General features: G+C 62.0%; 13 protein-coding genes. 9 read left to right on the forward strand and 4 right to left on the reverse strand.

The features are described from left to right. The first annotated feature begins 35 nt into the window (after nt 1–35). From F2P47_RS17020 to F2P47_RS17045, 6 genes are all read left to right on the forward strand, one after another. On the forward strand, nt 36–305 hold the full coding sequence (locus F2P47_RS17020; RefSeq protein WP_152217588.1) for a DUF6489 family protein: 270 nt from the start codon (nt 36–38) through the stop codon (nt 303–305). Nucleotides 306–374: 69 nt separating this feature from the next. Continuing rightward, entirely contained in the window at nt 375–1,694 is a 1,320-nt protein-coding gene (gene mnmE / locus F2P47_RS17025; RefSeq protein ID WP_152217589.1) for a tRNA uridine-5-carboxymethylaminomethyl(34) synthesis GTPase MnmE, read from the forward strand. A 106-nt stretch (nt 1,695–1,800) separates the two neighbouring features. After that, entirely contained in the window at nt 1,801–3,666 is a 1,866-nt protein-coding gene (gene mnmG, locus F2P47_RS17030) for a tRNA uridine-5-carboxymethylaminomethyl(34) synthesis enzyme MnmG (RefSeq protein ID WP_152217590.1), read from the forward strand. 15 nt (nt 3,667–3,681) lie between these two features. Further along, nucleotides 3,682–4,344, forward strand: coding sequence for a 16S rRNA (guanine(527)-N(7))-methyltransferase RsmG (gene rsmG, locus F2P47_RS17035; RefSeq protein WP_152217591.1), 663 nt, complete (start codon nt 3,682–3,684; stop codon nt 4,342–4,344). Further along, nucleotides 4,319–5,221, forward strand: a complete 903-nt coding sequence (locus tag F2P47_RS17040; protein ID WP_246176949.1) for a ParA family protein — start codon at nt 4,319–4,321, stop codon at nt 5,219–5,221. Before rsmG ends, F2P47_RS17040 begins: the two co-directional genes overlap by 26 nt. A gap of 191 nt (nt 5,222–5,412) precedes the next feature. Continuing rightward, on the forward strand, nt 5,413–6,330 hold the full coding sequence (locus F2P47_RS17045; RefSeq protein ID WP_152217602.1) for a ParB/RepB/Spo0J family partition protein: 918 nt from the start codon (nt 5,413–5,415) through the stop codon (nt 6,328–6,330). Nucleotides 6,331–6,374: 44 nt separating this feature from the next. Here the strand turns inward: F2P47_RS17045 and holA are convergent, their stop codons facing one another. The 4 genes from holA to F2P47_RS17065 form a co-directional block, all read right to left on the reverse strand. Continuing rightward, nucleotides 6,375–7,418: a DNA polymerase III subunit delta gene (gene holA, locus F2P47_RS17050; protein WP_152217592.1), complete on the reverse strand. Its 1,044-nt coding sequence runs from the start codon at nt 7,416–7,418 to the stop codon at nt 6,375–6,377. 9 nt (nt 7,419–7,427) lie between these two features. Continuing rightward, nucleotides 7,428–7,949 (reverse strand): hypothetical protein, encoded by a 522-nt coding sequence (locus tag F2P47_RS17055; RefSeq protein WP_185681181.1) that lies wholly within the window; start codon nt 7,947–7,949, stop codon nt 7,428–7,430. A gap of 13 nt (nt 7,950–7,962) precedes the next feature. After that, the gene (leuS, locus tag F2P47_RS17060) at nt 7,963–10,602 is read right to left on the reverse strand and encodes a leucine--tRNA ligase (protein WP_152217594.1); all 2,640 of its coding nucleotides are present in this window, start codon (nt 10,600–10,602) and stop codon (nt 7,963–7,965) included. Between the two features lie 117 nt (nt 10,603–10,719). Next, nucleotides 10,720–11,304, reverse strand: coding sequence for a DUF3576 domain-containing protein (locus tag F2P47_RS17065; protein WP_246176950.1), 585 nt, complete (start codon nt 11,302–11,304; stop codon nt 10,720–10,722). A 672-nt stretch (nt 11,305–11,976) separates the two neighbouring features. Between F2P47_RS17065 and F2P47_RS17070 the strand changes: the two genes are divergently transcribed. The 3 genes from F2P47_RS17070 to F2P47_RS17080 all read left to right on the forward strand — a co-directional run bounded on the left by F2P47_RS17070 (nt 11,977) and on the right by F2P47_RS17080 (nt 15,577). Beyond that, nucleotides 11,977–13,167: a porin gene (locus tag F2P47_RS17070; protein ID WP_152217595.1), complete on the forward strand. Its 1,191-nt coding sequence runs from the start codon at nt 11,977–11,979 to the stop codon at nt 13,165–13,167. A 120-nt stretch (nt 13,168–13,287) separates the two neighbouring features. Continuing rightward, a complete protein-coding gene (locus F2P47_RS17075; RefSeq protein WP_152217596.1) occupies nt 13,288–14,172 on the forward strand; it encodes a sulfotransferase domain-containing protein in 885 nt (294 codons plus the stop codon). Between the two features lie 304 nt (nt 14,173–14,476). Beyond that, on the forward strand, nt 14,477–15,577 hold the full coding sequence (locus F2P47_RS17080; protein WP_185681182.1) for a porin: 1,101 nt from the start codon (nt 14,477–14,479) through the stop codon (nt 15,575–15,577). Nucleotides 15,578–15,747: the final 170 nt, after the last annotated feature.

Here is a 15,747-nt window from a genome sequence, read left to right on the forward strand (position 1 = left end):
CTTCCCATTAGACATGAAAGAGAAGAGATCAGCCCATGAAAGTGACAATCGATGTCGATCTTTCGCCGGAGGAAGCGCGGCGGCTGATGGGCCTGCCTGACCTGGAGCCGATGCAGCAGCGGCTTCTGGCCCAGCTCGAAAAGCAGATGGCCCAGAACATGTCCTATATGGACCCGGAAACGCTGGTAAAGACGATCATGCCGGTGGGCGCGCAGGGCCTCGAGCAATTCCAGAACCTGCTCTGGAGCATGGCGCGGACGGCGACGGGCAACGGAAAGAAGACGAATACGCGCAAACCCGAGTAAAAGGGGCGCGGGTTTCATTGAAGACTTCCGGACGCCGCGGCGTCCGATGCATTTCAGGATCGATTCGGATTGGAAACGATTTACGCCTTGTCGAGCGCCGCGGGCCGCGCCGGGGTGGCGGTCATCCGCGTCTCGGGACCAGCCTCCGCCGACGCCGTCCGGGTGTTGACGGGCGAGGGGCCAGGACGCCCGCGCGAGGCGGTTCTACGGACGCTGCGCGATCCGCGCGATGCCAGCATTCTCGACCGCGCACTGATCCTCTGGTTCGAAGGGCCGGCAAGTTTCACCGGCGAGGATGTCGCCGAGTTTCATGTCCATGGCGGTCGCGCGGTGGTCGACGGGGTGCTCGTCGCGCTTGGCCGATTGCCGGCGCTCCGGATCGCGACTGCGGGGGAGTTTACGCGCCGCGCCTTTGAGAACGGCAAGCTCGATCTCACCGAGGTCGAAGGCCTTGCCGATCTCATCGAAGCGGAGACGGCGGCGCAACGTGTCCAGGCGCTTCGGCAGATGGAGGGCGCCCTTGGCCATATCTATGAGGGGTGGCGTGGGCGGCTGATGCGTGTGCTCGCCCATGCCGAGGCCGAGATTGATTTTCCCGAGGAAGAGATTCCGGGCGACCTGACAAGGAAGCTCGGCCCCGAAATCACGCGGTTGGCCGACGAAATCCGCAATCATCTCGATGACGGGCGGCGGGGTGAGCGGCTTCGCGACGGCGTTGAGGTGGCGATCATCGGTCCGCCCAATGTCGGCAAGTCGAGCCTTCTGAACCGGCTTGCCCGGCGGGAAGCGGCCATCGTCTCGGACGAGGCGGGGACGACGCGGGACGTTCTGGAAGTCCGGCTCGATCTGGGCGGCGTCCCGGTGACGTTGGCCGACACCGCTGGTCTGCGGGATGCGGTCAACGCCGTCGAGCAGGAAGGGGTGAGGCGGGCGCTTGCCCGCGCGGAGGGTGCCGATCTCCGGATTGTCGTCGCCGCGCTTCGGCCGGATGGTGGGCTCGAAGGAGATTTCAGCCTGGCGCGGGAGGGCGATCTCCGCGTTCTGAACAAGGCTGATCTTGGCCCCTCGAATCTGCCGGGGGCAATTCTTGTTTCGGCGGCCACGGGCGAGGGGCTCGATTGGTTGGAAGAGGCACTGACCCAACTTGTCGGGGAGAAAGCCGGAATTGCCGAGACACCCGCAATCACGCGAGGCCGTCATCGCGAAGGACTTCTGGCCTGTCTGGGGGGTCTGGAGCGGGCACTGGGAGCGCTTCGAGAAGAGAGGGCGATCGAATTGGTGGCCGAAGACCTTCGTTTGGCGGCGCGTTCGCTGGGCCGGATCACGGGGCGGGTCGATGTCGAGGATTTGCTAGATATTGTGTTCAGGGATTTTTGTATTGGCAAATAATGTTTCACGTGAAACAGCGTCCGGCCTCAGAGCTACCGATCTCTCAAATCCTTTGACCGCGAAGCGCAGCCGGGGATAAAGCTTCTCACAATCTGAGAGGCGCGGAATGAATTCTCCCGAATTCGATGTGATCGTGATTGGCGGCGGCCATGCCGGCTGCGAAGCGGCCTCGGCGGCGGCGCGCGCCGGCGCGCGTACCCTGCTACTCACCCACAAGATTTCGACCATCGGCGAAATGTCCTGCAATCCGGCGATTGGCGGGTTGGGGAAGGGCCATCTGGTTCGGGAACTCGACGCGTTGGACGGCTTGATGGGCCGGGTGGCGGATGCCGCGGGTATTCAGTTCCGCCTTCTCAATCGCCGCAAAGGCCCTGCCGTTCGCGGGCCCCGCGCCCAGGCGGACCGGAAGCTCTATCGAGAGGCGATGCAGGCCGCCATTCTTGGCCACGGGAACCTCCAGACTGAGGAGGGCGGCGTCAACGATCTGATCGTCGACGCTGAAGGTGTGGCCGGGGTCGTCACCGAGGATGGGCGCCAGTTTCGCGCTCGGCGGGTGGTTCTGACGACCGGGACTTTCCTTCGGGGCATGATCCATATCGGCGAGAAGCGCATTCCGGCGGGCCGCGTGGGCGAAGCGCCCGCGCTCGGTCTTTCGGACCGGCTTTATGCCCTGGGCTTCCAGCTTGGCCGCCTCAAGACCGGGACGCCGCCGCGTCTCGACGGGAGCTCCATCGCCTGGGATCGTCTGGAGGTTCAGCCGGGCGATACGCCGCCGGTGCCGTTTTCTTTCCTCACCCGCGAGATCACGACCCCTCAGGTCAACTGCCACATCACGCGGACGACCGAGGAAGGCCACAGGATCATCGAGGCGAACCTCAAATATTCGCCCGTCTATGCCGGTCATATCGAAGGGGTCGGGCCGCGCTATTGTCCCTCGATCGAGGACAAGGTGGTCCGCTTCCGCGAGCGCGACAGCCACCAGATCTTCCTTGAGCCGGAGGGGCTCGACGACGACACGATCTATCCAAACGGTATTTCGACGGGGCTTCCCGAAGAAATCCAGCTCGCCTTCCTCAAGACCATTCCGGGTCTGGAAGAGGTCGTAATGCGCCGCCCCGGTTACGCCATCGAATATGACTATATCGACCCGCGCGAACTCCGGCCGACGCTTGAGACGAAGAAGCTTTCCGGCCTTTATCTCGCCGGGCAGATCAATGGCACCACGGGTTATGAGGAAGCGGCGGCCCAAGGGTTGATCGCAGGGGCGAATGCCGCCTTGGCCGCAGCGGGGAAGGACCCGGTCGTTTTCGACCGCGCCGAGGCCTATCTGGGCGTTCTGGTCGACGATCTCATCACGCGGGGTGTCAGTGAGCCCTATCGGATGTTCACATCAAGGGCCGAATACCGGTTGACCCTTCGCGCCGACAATGCCGACCAGCGCTTGACAGGGAAGGGCATTGAGACGGGACTCGTCGGAGCGGAACGGGCGGAGGCGTTCGCGGCGAAGCTTTCGGCGCTTGAAGCGGCCCGGACACTGGCCCGGGACCTCAAGCTATCGCCCAATGAGCTGGTGAAGCGGGGCCTTCGGGTGAATCAGGACGGCGTGGCGCGTAGCGCGCTTGATCTGTTGGCTTATCCCGACATCGATTTGGCCAATATTGCCTCGATCTGGCCGGAATTTGGCGATTTGTCGGACGAAATCGCCGAACAGCTCGAAATCGACGCCCAGTATTCCGGCTATCTGGATCGGCAGGAAAGCGACATTCGCGCCTTCCGCAAAGATGAGGGGCTGAGCCTTCCCTCCGACCTTGATTATGCTGCCGTTCCAGGTCTCTCCAATGAAGTCCGGCTGAAGCTCGGCAAGGCGCGTCCGGCCACACTAGGCCAGGCGGCGAGGGTGGACGGCGTCACTCCAGCGGCCCTGACGACGCTTCTGATTTATGTGAAGCAGCAGCCTCGTCATATAGCTTGAGTGATAGGGCCGGGTATGACCCAACATCTGGTAAATGATGCCGAGTCATTCGCAGTGGCAGCGCATGTTTCACGTGAAACAATCACCCGGCTTCAGACTTATGAGGCGCTGCTCCGTAAATGGCAGGCCTCGATCAATCTGGTCGCGCCGTCGACTCTTCCCGACGTCTGGAGCCGTCACTTCTGGGACTCCGCCCAGCTCGCGGCGCTCGCGCCGAATGCCACGAGCTGGCTCGATCTGGGAAGCGGGGCGGGCTTTCCGGGGCTTGTGATTGTCATTCTTCTCGCGAATCGGCCTGGCTTCACCATACATCTGGTGGAAAGCGACCAGCGAAAGTCGATTTTTCTTCGTGAAGTCATCCGGGCGACCGGCGCTCCGGCCATAGTCCACACGGTTCGGATCGAGCAGTTCGCCTGGCCGGACGGGGAACCCTTGCCCGATGTCATCAGCGCCCGCGCCTTGGCCAGTTTGCCGAAACTTCTCGGCTGGGCATCAAGTTTCTGGGGAAAAGCCACGATAGGGCTCTTCCTGAAGGGTCAAGGAGCCAGTGCTGAATTGACGGAGTCGGCGAAAGATTGGATATTTGAAAGCGAAGCCATTGCCAGCCAATCCGATCCATCCGGAACGGTGCTGAAGCTTTGGGGGCTCCGACATGCAAATCCCGGACTCGAGCGCTGATATCACGGCCACTGGGGCGATTTCGCAAGGCGGCGATACGCGCCCCCGCATTCTGGTTCTCGCCAACCAGAAGGGTGGCGTCGGTAAAACCACCACGGCAATCAATCTGGGTACGGCATTGGCCGCTGTCGGCGAACGCGTTCTGATCGTGGATCTCGATCCGCAGGGCAACGCCAGCACGGGTCTCGGCATCGGTCGGGCGGAACGCAAGGTGTCGGCCTATGATGTCCTGATCGGCGCGGCGCTGATCGAAGACGCTGTCGTGCCGACCAAGGTGCCGGGCCTTGATATCGTCCCCTCGACCATGGATCTCCTCGGCGCCGAGCTTGAGCTTGCCAGCGTTCCTCGGCGTTCGCATCGACTACGCGACGCGCTGGCGCGGATGCCGCGCGCCGGCAAGCCACGTAACGGCAGCGAAAAGGAAGCGGCGCTGACGGCGCGCCCTTATACCTATCTTCTCATCGATTGCCCGCCTTCGCTCAACCTGCTGACCATCAACGCCATGACGGCGGCGGATGCGATCCTGGTGCCGCTACAATGCGAGTTCTTTGCGCTGGAAGGTTTGAGCCAGCTCTTGCGGACCGTCGAGCGAGTTAGGACGAGCCTCAATCCAAGGCTGGAGATTCAGGGCGTGGTGCTGACCATGTTCGATCAGCGCAACAAACTTTCCGATCAGGTCGCCTCCGACGTGCGCCAGCATCTTGGCGACAAGGTCTATCGCACCGTGATCCCGCGCAATGTCCGGATTTCGGAAGCGCCGTCCTATGGAAAACCCGCTCTGGTCTATGATCACCGCTGTGCCGGCAGCAAGGCCTATATGAAGCTCGCCTCCGAACTCATTCAGCGCGAGCGCGCTCTGCGCCGTCCGGCCGCCTGAGAGGTTCGAGTGGCATGCGTCTGACGCATGCTTTAAGAAAAGCCGTTAACGGTTGGCAGGATTTTCAGGTTCGGCCATACAGGGTAGTGCCAGCGGAATTCGGTTGTCGGATTTTCGGGGAAGTTTTCGGGCGGGCCTGATCTCGGCGGCCATACCGCCAATGGGTATATGCGATGAGAGAGGACAATATGATGGCAGAGGAAGGTCCGAGCCGGCTTGGACGCGGCCTTGCGGCGCTGATCGGCGACGATGCGGCCTATGCCCTTGGCGACACCAACGCGCCGGCGCCTCGCGGCGTCCGCGAAGTGCCGATCGAGTTCCTCCGCGCCAACCCGTTTCAGCCCCGTCATCTTTTCCGCGAGGAGGATCTCGCCGATCTGTCGAATTCGATCCGCGAGAAAGGCATTCTTCAGCCGATCGTGGTGCGCCCGGTGCAAGGTCAGGCCGATGCCTTCGAGATCGTCGCGGGCGAACGCCGTTGGCGCGCCGCGCAGAAAGCTCAGCTTCACCAGGTTCCTATCATCGTCAAGGAACTGACAGACGCCGAATCGCTCGAAATCGCGATCATTGAAAATGTGCAGCGCGCGGATCTCAACGCGATTGAAGAGGCGGCGGGCTATGATCGCTTGATGGCGCAGTTCGAATATACGCAGGAGCAGGTGTCAAAGCTGATCGGCAAGAGCCGTAGCCACGTCGCCAACACCCTTCGTCTGCTGTCGTTGCCGGACGGCGTACGCTCGCTCATCGAGTATGGCAAACTCACAGCCGGTCATGCGCGTCCGCTGATCGGGATTCCCAATGCCGATACGCTGGCGAAAGAAATCGTCGAAAGGGGATTGAGCGTTCGCGAGGCCGAGGCTCTGGCGCGCAAGGCGACGACTGGCTCTGAAGCCTCGCGCCGCGCCACTGCTGCCCGCCGGGAAAAAGACACCGATACACTGGCGCTGGAGCGGAATATCTCCGACCAGCTCGGTCTCAAGGTCGAGATCAGCTTTTCCGGCGACAAGGGCGGCGAGGTACGTATCCATTACTCGACGCTGGAACAGCTTGACGAGGTTTGCCGTCGCCTCGCGGGTCGCGGTAATCCGCGCATCGGCAGTCTCAATTAATTCGCTAATTCCGAAGTTGTTTCTGAATTTCAATTCGCAAATAGCTAGCGACGACGTGCACCTGCCGCCTGGGCGATGCGCATCAGCGTCTGCCCGCAGATGGAATCTTCCGGCAGGCCGGTCGTCTTGCACTGAATTTCCGCTTCGAGCAAAAGACTCAACGCCTTGTCGAGACGCTTGCGGTTCCAGAGCGACACCTGACGGCGAAGCAGTGCCGACCGGCTGAAGTGGACCGGCGGACGGATCGAGCGAACCGCCGTCTCGGCAGGGGTGCCGCTTTCGATTTCGGCCAGCACCAGATGCAATTGTTGCAGATGCCGCGTCAGCGCGTTGATGAGCGCGATCGGGTGGGTGTCGGCGCTGCGCGCGCGAGTGAGCGCGAGGTCGAGGGCGGACAGGTCGCCGCCCGCTGCGGCATCAACCACTTCATCAAGGCTCGACCCCGAATTGTCGCCGATGCAAGCACGCGCATCGGCCAGCGTCACCGTTCGCTTCTCGCTCCCCTTCGCCGGGCCCATATAGAGGGAGAGCTTTTCGAGCTCGTTCGAGGTGACGCCGCGGTCGCTGCCCAGATTGGCCATCAGATAGTCGAGCGCCGCAGGCTCCGGCAAGAGCCCGTCATTGCCGAGCCGCTGGCGGATCACATTCTCGAGCGCGCCCGCGTCGTCGGCGTAACAGGGAAGGGCGGCTGCATTGGCCGCCTCCTCGAAAAGTTTCCGCAGGCTGGAGCGAGGACCGAGATCGCCGCCCTCGACGATGATGAGCGCATCGCCTGCCGGATCGGCAAGAAACCCGTCAAAAATCTTCGAGATGCTGTCGCCTGCGCCGCGTACGCGAACGATGCGGCGGCCGCCCAGCATGGCGATGGCGGCGGCCTCGTCGGCAAGACGGGCCGGATCCTGGCGGAGATCGCCATCGGAAATATCGGAAACGCGGAAGGGGTCTGCGAGATCGTCGACGACGCTTTTCGCCAGCGAATTCATCCGTTCACGGATGAGTCCCGAGTCGGGCCCATAGACCAGAACGGCACGGACCTTCGCGTCTGGTTTCCGGGCGAAGCGGTCTGCATCGGAAGCCTTGATCTTCAAGGCGCGTTCCTACTTTGCCGAAGTGGTCGCAGCCGAAGTCTGCCGATCGAAATAGACGCTGAGCTGCAGCTTTATATCGTCGGCGACCGCTTCGGCGGTGCGCTTCTCCGCGTCCTTCGACGCCGTGAGGTTGGCGAATTCGGATTCGACCCGGTTGTAGGATGAACGCGAGCGCGCGACCGAGCGGAAGAGCGTTTTGCCATCGGTGCCAACCAGCGTGAAGGGCACGACGAGCACGAAATTGGCGCGCGTCACGGCGGCATTCTGCTGCACGGCCACGTTTTCCGTGTAGGCGGATGGCGAAAGCATCAGCTTGTAGGCGGCGCTGGCGGGCGCATAGCCCGTATCCGTCATACGGTCGAGCAGGCTGTATTTCAGCAAGCGGCCGATATCGTTTTCAGGCACCGAAACATCGACATCGGCGAGCTTGTTGACCGTGCTCTCCGTGCCCCGGTCGCTGTAAAGCGGGCGGAAGCCGCAGCCGCCAAGCGGCAGCGCGGCGACGACGAGCAGAAGGAGTGCCGTTCGCAAAGAGTGCATTCGCTCAGACCACAATGTTGACGATCTTGCCCGGAACCACGATGACCTTGCGGACCGCTTTCCCATCGATGGCCTTCTCCACTTTTTCGAGGGCCAGCGCCGCGCGCTCGACCGTCGCATTGTCCGCGTCGCGGGCTATGGTGAGTTCGTCACGGCGCTTGCCGTTCACCTGGACCGCAATCGTAACGGAGTCTTCCACGAGGAGGGCCGGGTCGGCAACCGGCCATGCGGCATCGACGATCAATCCTTCATGGCCGAGGAGCTGCCAGGCCTCTTCCGCCAGATGGGGCATCATGGGTGCGATGGAGAGGACGAGCCGTTCCAGCGCCTCGCGCATGGCCCAGCCGAGCGAGGCGTCGAAGCCCTCGGCCTTCCAGCTCTGGCCGTTCACGACGGTCGCGAGCGCATTCACCAGCTCATAGACGTTGGCGACCGCCACGTTGAAACGCAGCGCCTCGATATTCTCCTCGATGGCTGCGCTCGCCTGATGGACCGTCCGGCGCAGGGTGGCGGCTTCGGCGGAGAAGGCGGCGGGCAGGGGCGCTCCGGCAGCGGAGACGAGATCGGGATGGTCCTCCGCCTCGCCGACGAGACGCCAGATGCGCTGAACGAGGCGCCAGGCCCCTTCGACGCCGCCTTGCGTCCATTCGCTGTCGCGCTCTGGCGGCGTGTCGGAAAGCATGAACCAGCGCGCGCAGTCGACGCCATAGCTGTCGGCGACGATCTCCGGCGGGACCACGTTCTTCTTGGACTTCGACATCTTCTCGGGCGCGCCGACGGTCACGGGCGTTCCGTCCGCGATCTTCACCGCCTTGCCTTCGGGCGTCCGCTCGACCTCTTCGGGGTAAAGCCAGTGGCCGGCTTCGTCCTTGTAGGTCTCGTGGATGATCATGCCTTGGGTGAAAAGGCCGCTAAAGGGTTCCTTCACCGAGAGGCGGCCGCATTTCTCAAGGCCGCGCGTGAAGAAACGCGCATAGAGAAGATGCAGGATCGCGTGTTCGATGCCACCGATATACTGGTCCACGGGCAGCCAGTGGTCGGCGCCTTCCTTGGTCAGCGGCGCAGAGTCCGGCTCGCTGGCGAAGCGCGCGAAATACCACGACGAGTCCACGAAAGTGTCCATCGTGTCCGTCTCGCGCCGCGCCGGCTTGCCGCAGGACGGGCAGTTCACGTTCTTCCAGGTCGGATGGCGGTCCAGCGGATTGCCGGGCACGTCGAACGTCACGTCCTCCGGCAGCTTCACCGGCAGGTCGGCTTCCGGCACGGGAACGGGGCCGCAATCGTCGCAATGGATGATCGGGATCGGGCAGCCCCAGTAGCGCTGGCGCGAAACGCCCCAGTCGCGCAGGCGATAATTGACCGTGCCTTCGCCCGCCTTGAGCGACTTGAGTTTGCCGATCGCGGCGCTTTTCGCGGCCTCGACGTCGAGCCCGTCGAGGAAGCCTGAATTGATGGCGATGCCGTCGCCGGTATAGGCGTCCTTGCCGGCGAGGAGATCGGCGCACCAGGCGGCAAGCGCCTGGCTGTCGGCGGCGACGTCTTTCGGCGCGACGACGGGAATGATCGGCGTCGCGTATTTCTTCGCGAAGTCGAAGTCGCGCTGGTCATGCGCCGGGCAGGCGAAGATCGCGCCCGTGCCGTAATCCATCAGCACGAAATTGGCGACATAGACCGGCACCGTCGCGCCCTCGATGAAGGGATGGCGCGCGGTGAGCGCCGTCTTGTACCCCTTCTTTTCGGCGGTCTCGATCGCTTCGGCGCTGGTGCCGATGCGCTTGCAGTCGGCGATGAAGGCCTGAAGCTCTTCGTTGTCTTCGGCGAGTTTCGCCGTCAGCGGATGATCGGGCGAGAGGGCGCAGAAGGAGGCGCCAAAAAGCGTGTCCGGCCGCGTCGTATAGATTTCGAGCCGGTAGTCGGGCTCGTCGGCAAGGCCCTCGATCGGCCAGAAGATGCGCGCGCCTTCCGAGCGTCCGATCCAGTTCTTCTGCATGGTGCGGACTTTTTCCGGCCAGCGGGGCAGGTCGTCCAGCGCCGTCAGAAGCTCGTCGGCAAAGTCGGTGATGCGGAAGAACCATTGCGACAGGCGGCGGCGCTCGACCAGCGCGCCGGAGCGCCAGCCGCGGCCGTCGATCACCTGCTCATTGGCAAGCACCGTATTGTCCACCGGGTCCCAGTTGACTTCGCTTTCCTTGCGGTAGACGAGGCCGTTCTTCAGGAACTCGATGAAGATCTTCTGCTGCTCGGCGTAATAGGAGGGATCGCAGGTCGCGATCTCGCGGCTCCAGTCGAGCGAGAGGCCGAGCAGCTTCAGCTGCGCCTTCATCGCCTCGATATTGTCGTAGGTCCAGGCTTTCGGATGCGTCTTGCGCTCCATCGCGGCGTTTTCGGCGGGAAGGCCGAAAGCGTCCCAGCCCATGGGATGCAGGACGTTGAAGCCCTTCATGCGCTTGAAGCGCGCCACCACGTCGCCCATCACATAGTTGCGCCCATGTCCGATATGGATGCGGCCGGAGGGGTAGGGGAACATCTCGAGCACGTAGTACTTCGGGCGCGGATCGTTATTCCGTGCACGGAAGCTTTCGCGTTCCTCCCAGACCTTCTGCCATTTCGGTTCGCTTGTGCGGGCGTTGTAACGTGTCGACATTTTGAAAGACGCTGGAAGTTCGAAAACGCTGTTTCAGAAATGCATGCGGGTCACCCTTGGCAAAGCTGCCAGCGGCGACCCGCGCGCGAAGTGAACGAAGGAGCCTCGCGGCCCGGATTACTTGTTGTCGCCGGCTTCCGTGCTGCTGATGCGAAGCTGGCGGGCACGGACGAGGATCGCGTCCTCGATCTTGATGCCGGTCTTCGGATCGGTCGCCGCGTCGACCCAGCCGTCGCCGCTCTTGGTCTGGCGGAAGACCGCGACCTTCACGCCATCGGCGCGCAGGCGCTTGTCCATGATGTAGACGGTGAGCTTGAAGCGCTCATTCGGCGTCTTGGGGTCCTGATACCAGTCGGTGATGATGACGCCGCCGAAGGGATCGGCCGAGGCAAGCGGCATGAAGGAAACGGTGTCGAGCGAGGCGCGCCACAGGAAGCTGTTGATGCCGATGCCGGCGCCCTGATCGCTGCTCTTGCTGTCGCCGCCGAAAAGCGTGATGCCATCTTCGCCGAAGATCGTCTTGCGGGGCTGGGTCGGGTTCGGGTTGCTCGGACCCGTGCCTTCCTGCGTCGGATAGTTGGACGAGCCGCCGCTGAACAGGCCGCAGCCGCCAAGACCGATCATGCTCGCCAAGGCGATCGCCGCCGCGATCCGGGCGCCCCGGCTGGTTTCATTCCTGCCGGTTCCATTTCTGAACGTCACGCTGAAATCCCCATCCTTGCGCGCCACTCGCGCATTGCTTCTATCACGCGTATCACGCGCCGCTTTTACCACGCGCCACGGGCGCGCCTGTCGGCTCATGCTCCAAACGCAGGCACCGGGGAACTCCGTCCCTCGGTTCCTCTTTTGGCACCTGCTGGTTCTTGCTCAACTGCCAGCGCGGAGCAAGCAAATTCCAGCATTTGCCGCATTAATTCGCCGTCCCGCGAGCCGCCGGAAAGGCGAGAGACGTGCCCTGCGGCGGTGGCTCCCGTTTCGATAAGGAACAGCTTGCGAGATCCTCCTGGACTGTCGTCATTCCGCCAAATTCCGCCGAGTGTTGCAAGCCGGGCACAGACCTGCCCCACTCAAGGGAATCCGCCATTTCCTTCACACGGGGATCAAACATCAGTTCGCATACGGCATTTGCTTCTGCCGGTAAGGCATTGGCTTTCCTGGAATTAATGACTTGTGCCCTTTCCGCAACAGGCACCGACTTTCCAGCCTTGAGTGGGTCAGCCTGTCTTGACGCATGGGCGGCAACCCGGGATTAATCATTGCAGCGCACGGGGGACGGATTCAGTCGGCCCGGCGATCTATGCGATGGCGGAGTATCTGCTTCTCCGCAAGTTCGTGAAAACTGAACAGCTATAACGCTGCTACTGCGAGGAACACATGAAAAAGATTCTCCTTGGGACGACCGCACTGGTCACCGCTGGCCTTCTCGCCGGCCCGGCGCTCGCGAGCGACCCGCTGAAGGTTACGGTCGGCGGCAACGTCGTCACCGGCTTCTACTTCGTCGATGCCGACCATGTCGGCGGCACCGCCTCTCAGGATACGAAGGTTGCCCTCGTCGCCCGCAACATCGACATCAAGGCCGAAGGCACGCTGGACAACGGCCTCGTCGCCGGCGTCGATGCGAAGCTGCAGCTCGGTTCCGACTGGAACGCCAACAACGTCCAGAACGGCAGCGCGAACTTCCGTCAGCTCTTCGCCTACCTCGAAGGCGGCTTCGGCAAGTTCGAAATCGGTGGCACCGACGGCGCCGCCTACAAGATGCACTACACCTCGCCCTGGTTCGTGCCGGGCAACGGCGTCGACTCGCCGAACATCTATAACGGCGTCTCGAGCAAGTACGGCTACAACAACTACAGCTCCAGCCCGGAAGTTCGCCTCTCGACCTTCTCGCTGATGGCGACCGACTCGAACAAGATCAGCTACTTCACGCCGCGCCTTGCCGGCTTCCAGCTCGGTCTGTCCTACACGCCGGACGCGCAGAACCACGGCCCGTCGGAAAATGGTCTGGTTCTGCTGCCGAAGGACTACACCAACAACCCCTACGACTACAACAACATCAATCAGGTGTTCGAGATTGCGCTCAACTATGCCGGCACCTTCGGCGGTGTTGATGTCGGCGTCGACGGTTTCTACACCGGCGGCAACGCGATGAACAACGTCAATGCCGATCCGGAAGAGTACGGCTTGGGTGCGAACCTCGGCTATGCCGGCTTCACGCTGGGCGGCGCCTGGTACCAGTCGAACGATCTCGACTACAAGTATGGCATCTCCTATGCTCGTAAGGATGCGGGCGCGGAAGTCTGGACGGTCGGTCTGAAGTATGCGACGGGCCCGTGGACGGTCGGCATTGCCTACCTCGACGGTCAGGACAACTCGGATGGCGGTCTCGGCAACTACCGTGATGGCCGCGAGTCGCAGACGGTGCAGCTCGGTGGTGGCTACAACCTCGGCTCGGGCGTCGATATCGGCCTCGATCTGCAGTGGGCCTCGAACCAGCACAACGACAGCTGGAACAGCACCAGCTACGACACGAAGTCGGGCGGTCTGGTTCTCGCGATCGCCTTCTGATCCGGTCGCAAGATCAAAATTCGGGAGAGCGGGCCAAAAGCCCGCTCTCTTTTTTTGTGCGTTTTTCGCCCACCGTGTCTGCTAGAACGCGGTGACATCTATCGCTGCAAAAGGTCGTTCATGGGCGCTCTCATCTGGCTTGCCTCCTATCCGAAATCCGGCAACACCTGGATGCGCTCCTTCCTGCACAATCTGCTGCGCAATCCCCCGAAGCCCGTTCCGCTCAATGAACTCGACGAATTCTGTCTCGGAGAATCCGCGTCCGAATGGTATCGCCGCCGTAGCGCAAAGCCGCTCGAGGAGCTGACGCCGATTGAACTGGCGGCGCTGCGGCCGCTCGTGCATCGGGATTTCACCAACGCCTTTCCCGACTCCGTCTTCGTCAAGACGCATAATTTTCTGGGCGAATGGCTGGGCCATCCACTGCACAATATGGAAGTGACGGCGGGCGCCATCTATATCGTCCGCAACCCGCTCGATGTCGTCCTGTCCATGGCGCCGCATTTCGGCCTGTCGATCGACGAAGCCATCGAAGCGCTCGCCAATGAAGCCGCCTCCACCGCGCTCATGGCAAACCATGTTCCGGAAATTCACAGCTCATGGTCGACGCATGTCCGCAGCTGGACGCAGCATCCCAATCCGCAACTGCTCGTTCTGCGCTACGAAGACATGCTCGACAAGCCGCGTCGAAGTTTCAAACAGGTGGTCGAGTTCCTCGGCGTGAAGCCCACTAGCGAGCGCCTCGAACGCGCGATCAGATTCTCGTCCTTCAAAATGCTGAAGGCGCAGGAGCAGCGCGAAGGCTTCAAGGAAAGATCGTCCAAGGCGGCGGCCTTCTTCCGCGAGGGCCGAAAGGACCAATGGCGCGAAAAGCTGACACCCGAGCAGGTGCGCCGCGTCGTCTCCGTTCATTACGAACAGATGGCGCGATTTGGCTACATTCCCAACGACTATCTGGACGCCATGCCCGATGAGGCGCGCCGTACTTTGGCGCAGCCGGATTGACGCCGCTCTACACAATCGCGCGCCACGACATTCTTATCCGTATACCGATGAATAAAAGTTTATGTAACTGTCGGTATTCCACATAATTCCGGTTGCGGCGCTGCAGCAGCTGCATTCTTTTTGATTGGCCCCGCGCCTGATCGTTGACCCGCGATGGAACAACAGATTAGTGCTGTTGCCGGCGGGCAAATCAGTATTTCCAAAGAATTCCGACGGCGCAGCGAAGATGCTGTGTCGCATGCCGGTTGCCCCATTCAAGGTCCTCTCAAGGACGGGGCCTGAAAGAATTGACAATGAGGGTACGATGAAAAAGACACTTCTTGGCACGACTGCGCTGGTCACCGCTGGCCTTCTCGCCGGCCCGGCGCTTGCGAGCGACCCGCTGAAGGTTACGGTTGGCGGCAACGTCGTCACGGGCTTCTATTTCGTCGATGCGGACAATGTTGGCGGCACGTCCTTCCAGGACACGAAGGTCGCCCTCGTCGCCCGTAACATCGACATCAAGGCCGAAGGCACGCTGGACAACGGCCTCGTCGCCGGCGTCGACGCGAAGCTTCAGCTCGACAACGACTGGAACGGCACGGGCGGTTCCTACGCCTCGTTCCGTCAGCTCTTCGCCTATCTCGAAGGCGGCTTCGGCAAGTTCGAAATCGGCGGCACTGATGGTGCCGCCTACAAGATGCACTACACCTCGCCCTGGTTCGTGCCGGGCAATGGCGTCGACTCGCCCAACATCCTGAACATCGTCCCCTATTACGGCGAGCGTCATTCGACCTTCTCGCTGCTCGCGACCGATGCGAACAAGGTGAGCTATTTCACGCCGCGCCTCGCCGGCTTCCAGCTCGGCCTCTCCTTCACGCCGGACGCGAACAACAAGGGCCCGAATGAAAACGGCCTTGTGCTTGCGCCCAAGACCGACGCCTATATCCGCGATGTCTTCGAAATCGCTGCCAACTATGCGGGCACTTTCAGTGGCGTCGACCTCGGAGTCGACGGCTTCTACACGACCGGCAAGAGCGATTCCGAAAACGTCGATCCGAAAGAGTACGGCTTCGGTGCCAACCTCGGTTATGCCGGCTTCACGCTGGGTGGCGCCTGGTACCGCAGCGAAGATATCTGGGCGACCTTCTATCCGGACTCCAACAACAACGAAAATACGACCTGGACTCTCGGCCTGAAATACGCGACGGGCCCCTGGACGGTCGGCACGGCCTATCTTGACGGCGATCAGGATTGGGGCGGCTACTACTACAGGGTCAAAACCCTGCAGGTCGGCGGCGGCTACAACCTTGGTTCAGGCGTTGATCTCGGCCTCGATATTCAGTTCTCGAACTACAAGAATAACGACAACAACCAGGACTACGACAGCAAGTCCGTCGGTCTGGTTCTCGCGATCGCTTTCTGATCCGATCACGAGTGCAAAGCATTGGAGAGCGGGCTTCGGCCCGCTCTTTTTTGTGCCTCTGAACTGCACAAAGGGCTGACAATACGTAGCCCGCTGACGTGCCACTGAAGTTTCCCCCACGGGGGATTAGAGCCTTGGCATGATTATGCCCTCTCGGGCGGGTTGAGCAA

The organism is Parvibaculum sedimenti, from assembly GCF_009184905.1.
GTDB classification, from domain to species: domain Bacteria; phylum Pseudomonadota; class Alphaproteobacteria; order Parvibaculales; family Parvibaculaceae; genus Parvibaculum; species Parvibaculum sedimenti.

What these genes read in the sequence shown, in the direction of transcription:
- F2P47_RS17020 (WP_152217588.1), top strand. Translation starts at nt 36, where the DNA reads ATGAAAGTGACAATCGATGTCGATCTTTCGCCGGAGGAAGCGCGGCGG.
- mnmG (WP_152217590.1), top strand. Translation starts at nt 1,801, where the DNA reads ATGAATTCTCCCGAATTCGATGTGATCGTGATTGGCGGCGGCCATGCC.
- rsmG (WP_152217591.1), top strand. Translation starts at nt 3,682, where the DNA reads ATGACCCAACATCTGGTAAATGATGCCGAGTCATTCGCAGTGGCAGCG.
- F2P47_RS17040 (WP_246176949.1), top strand. Translation starts at nt 4,319, where the DNA reads ATGCAAATCCCGGACTCGAGCGCTGATATCACGGCCACTGGGGCGATT.
- F2P47_RS17045 (WP_152217602.1), top strand. Translation starts at nt 5,413, where the DNA reads ATGGCAGAGGAAGGTCCGAGCCGGCTTGGACGCGGCCTTGCGGCGCTG.
- leuS (WP_152217594.1), bottom strand. Translation starts at nt 10,602, where the DNA reads ATGTCGACACGTTACAACGCCCGCACAAGCGAACCGAAATGGCAGAAG.
- F2P47_RS17070 (WP_152217595.1), top strand. Translation starts at nt 11,977, where the DNA reads ATGAAAAAGATTCTCCTTGGGACGACCGCACTGGTCACCGCTGGCCTT.
- F2P47_RS17075 (WP_152217596.1), top strand. Translation starts at nt 13,288, where the DNA reads ATGGGCGCTCTCATCTGGCTTGCCTCCTATCCGAAATCCGGCAACACC.
- F2P47_RS17080 (WP_185681182.1), top strand. Translation starts at nt 14,477, where the DNA reads ATGAAAAAGACACTTCTTGGCACGACTGCGCTGGTCACCGCTGGCCTT.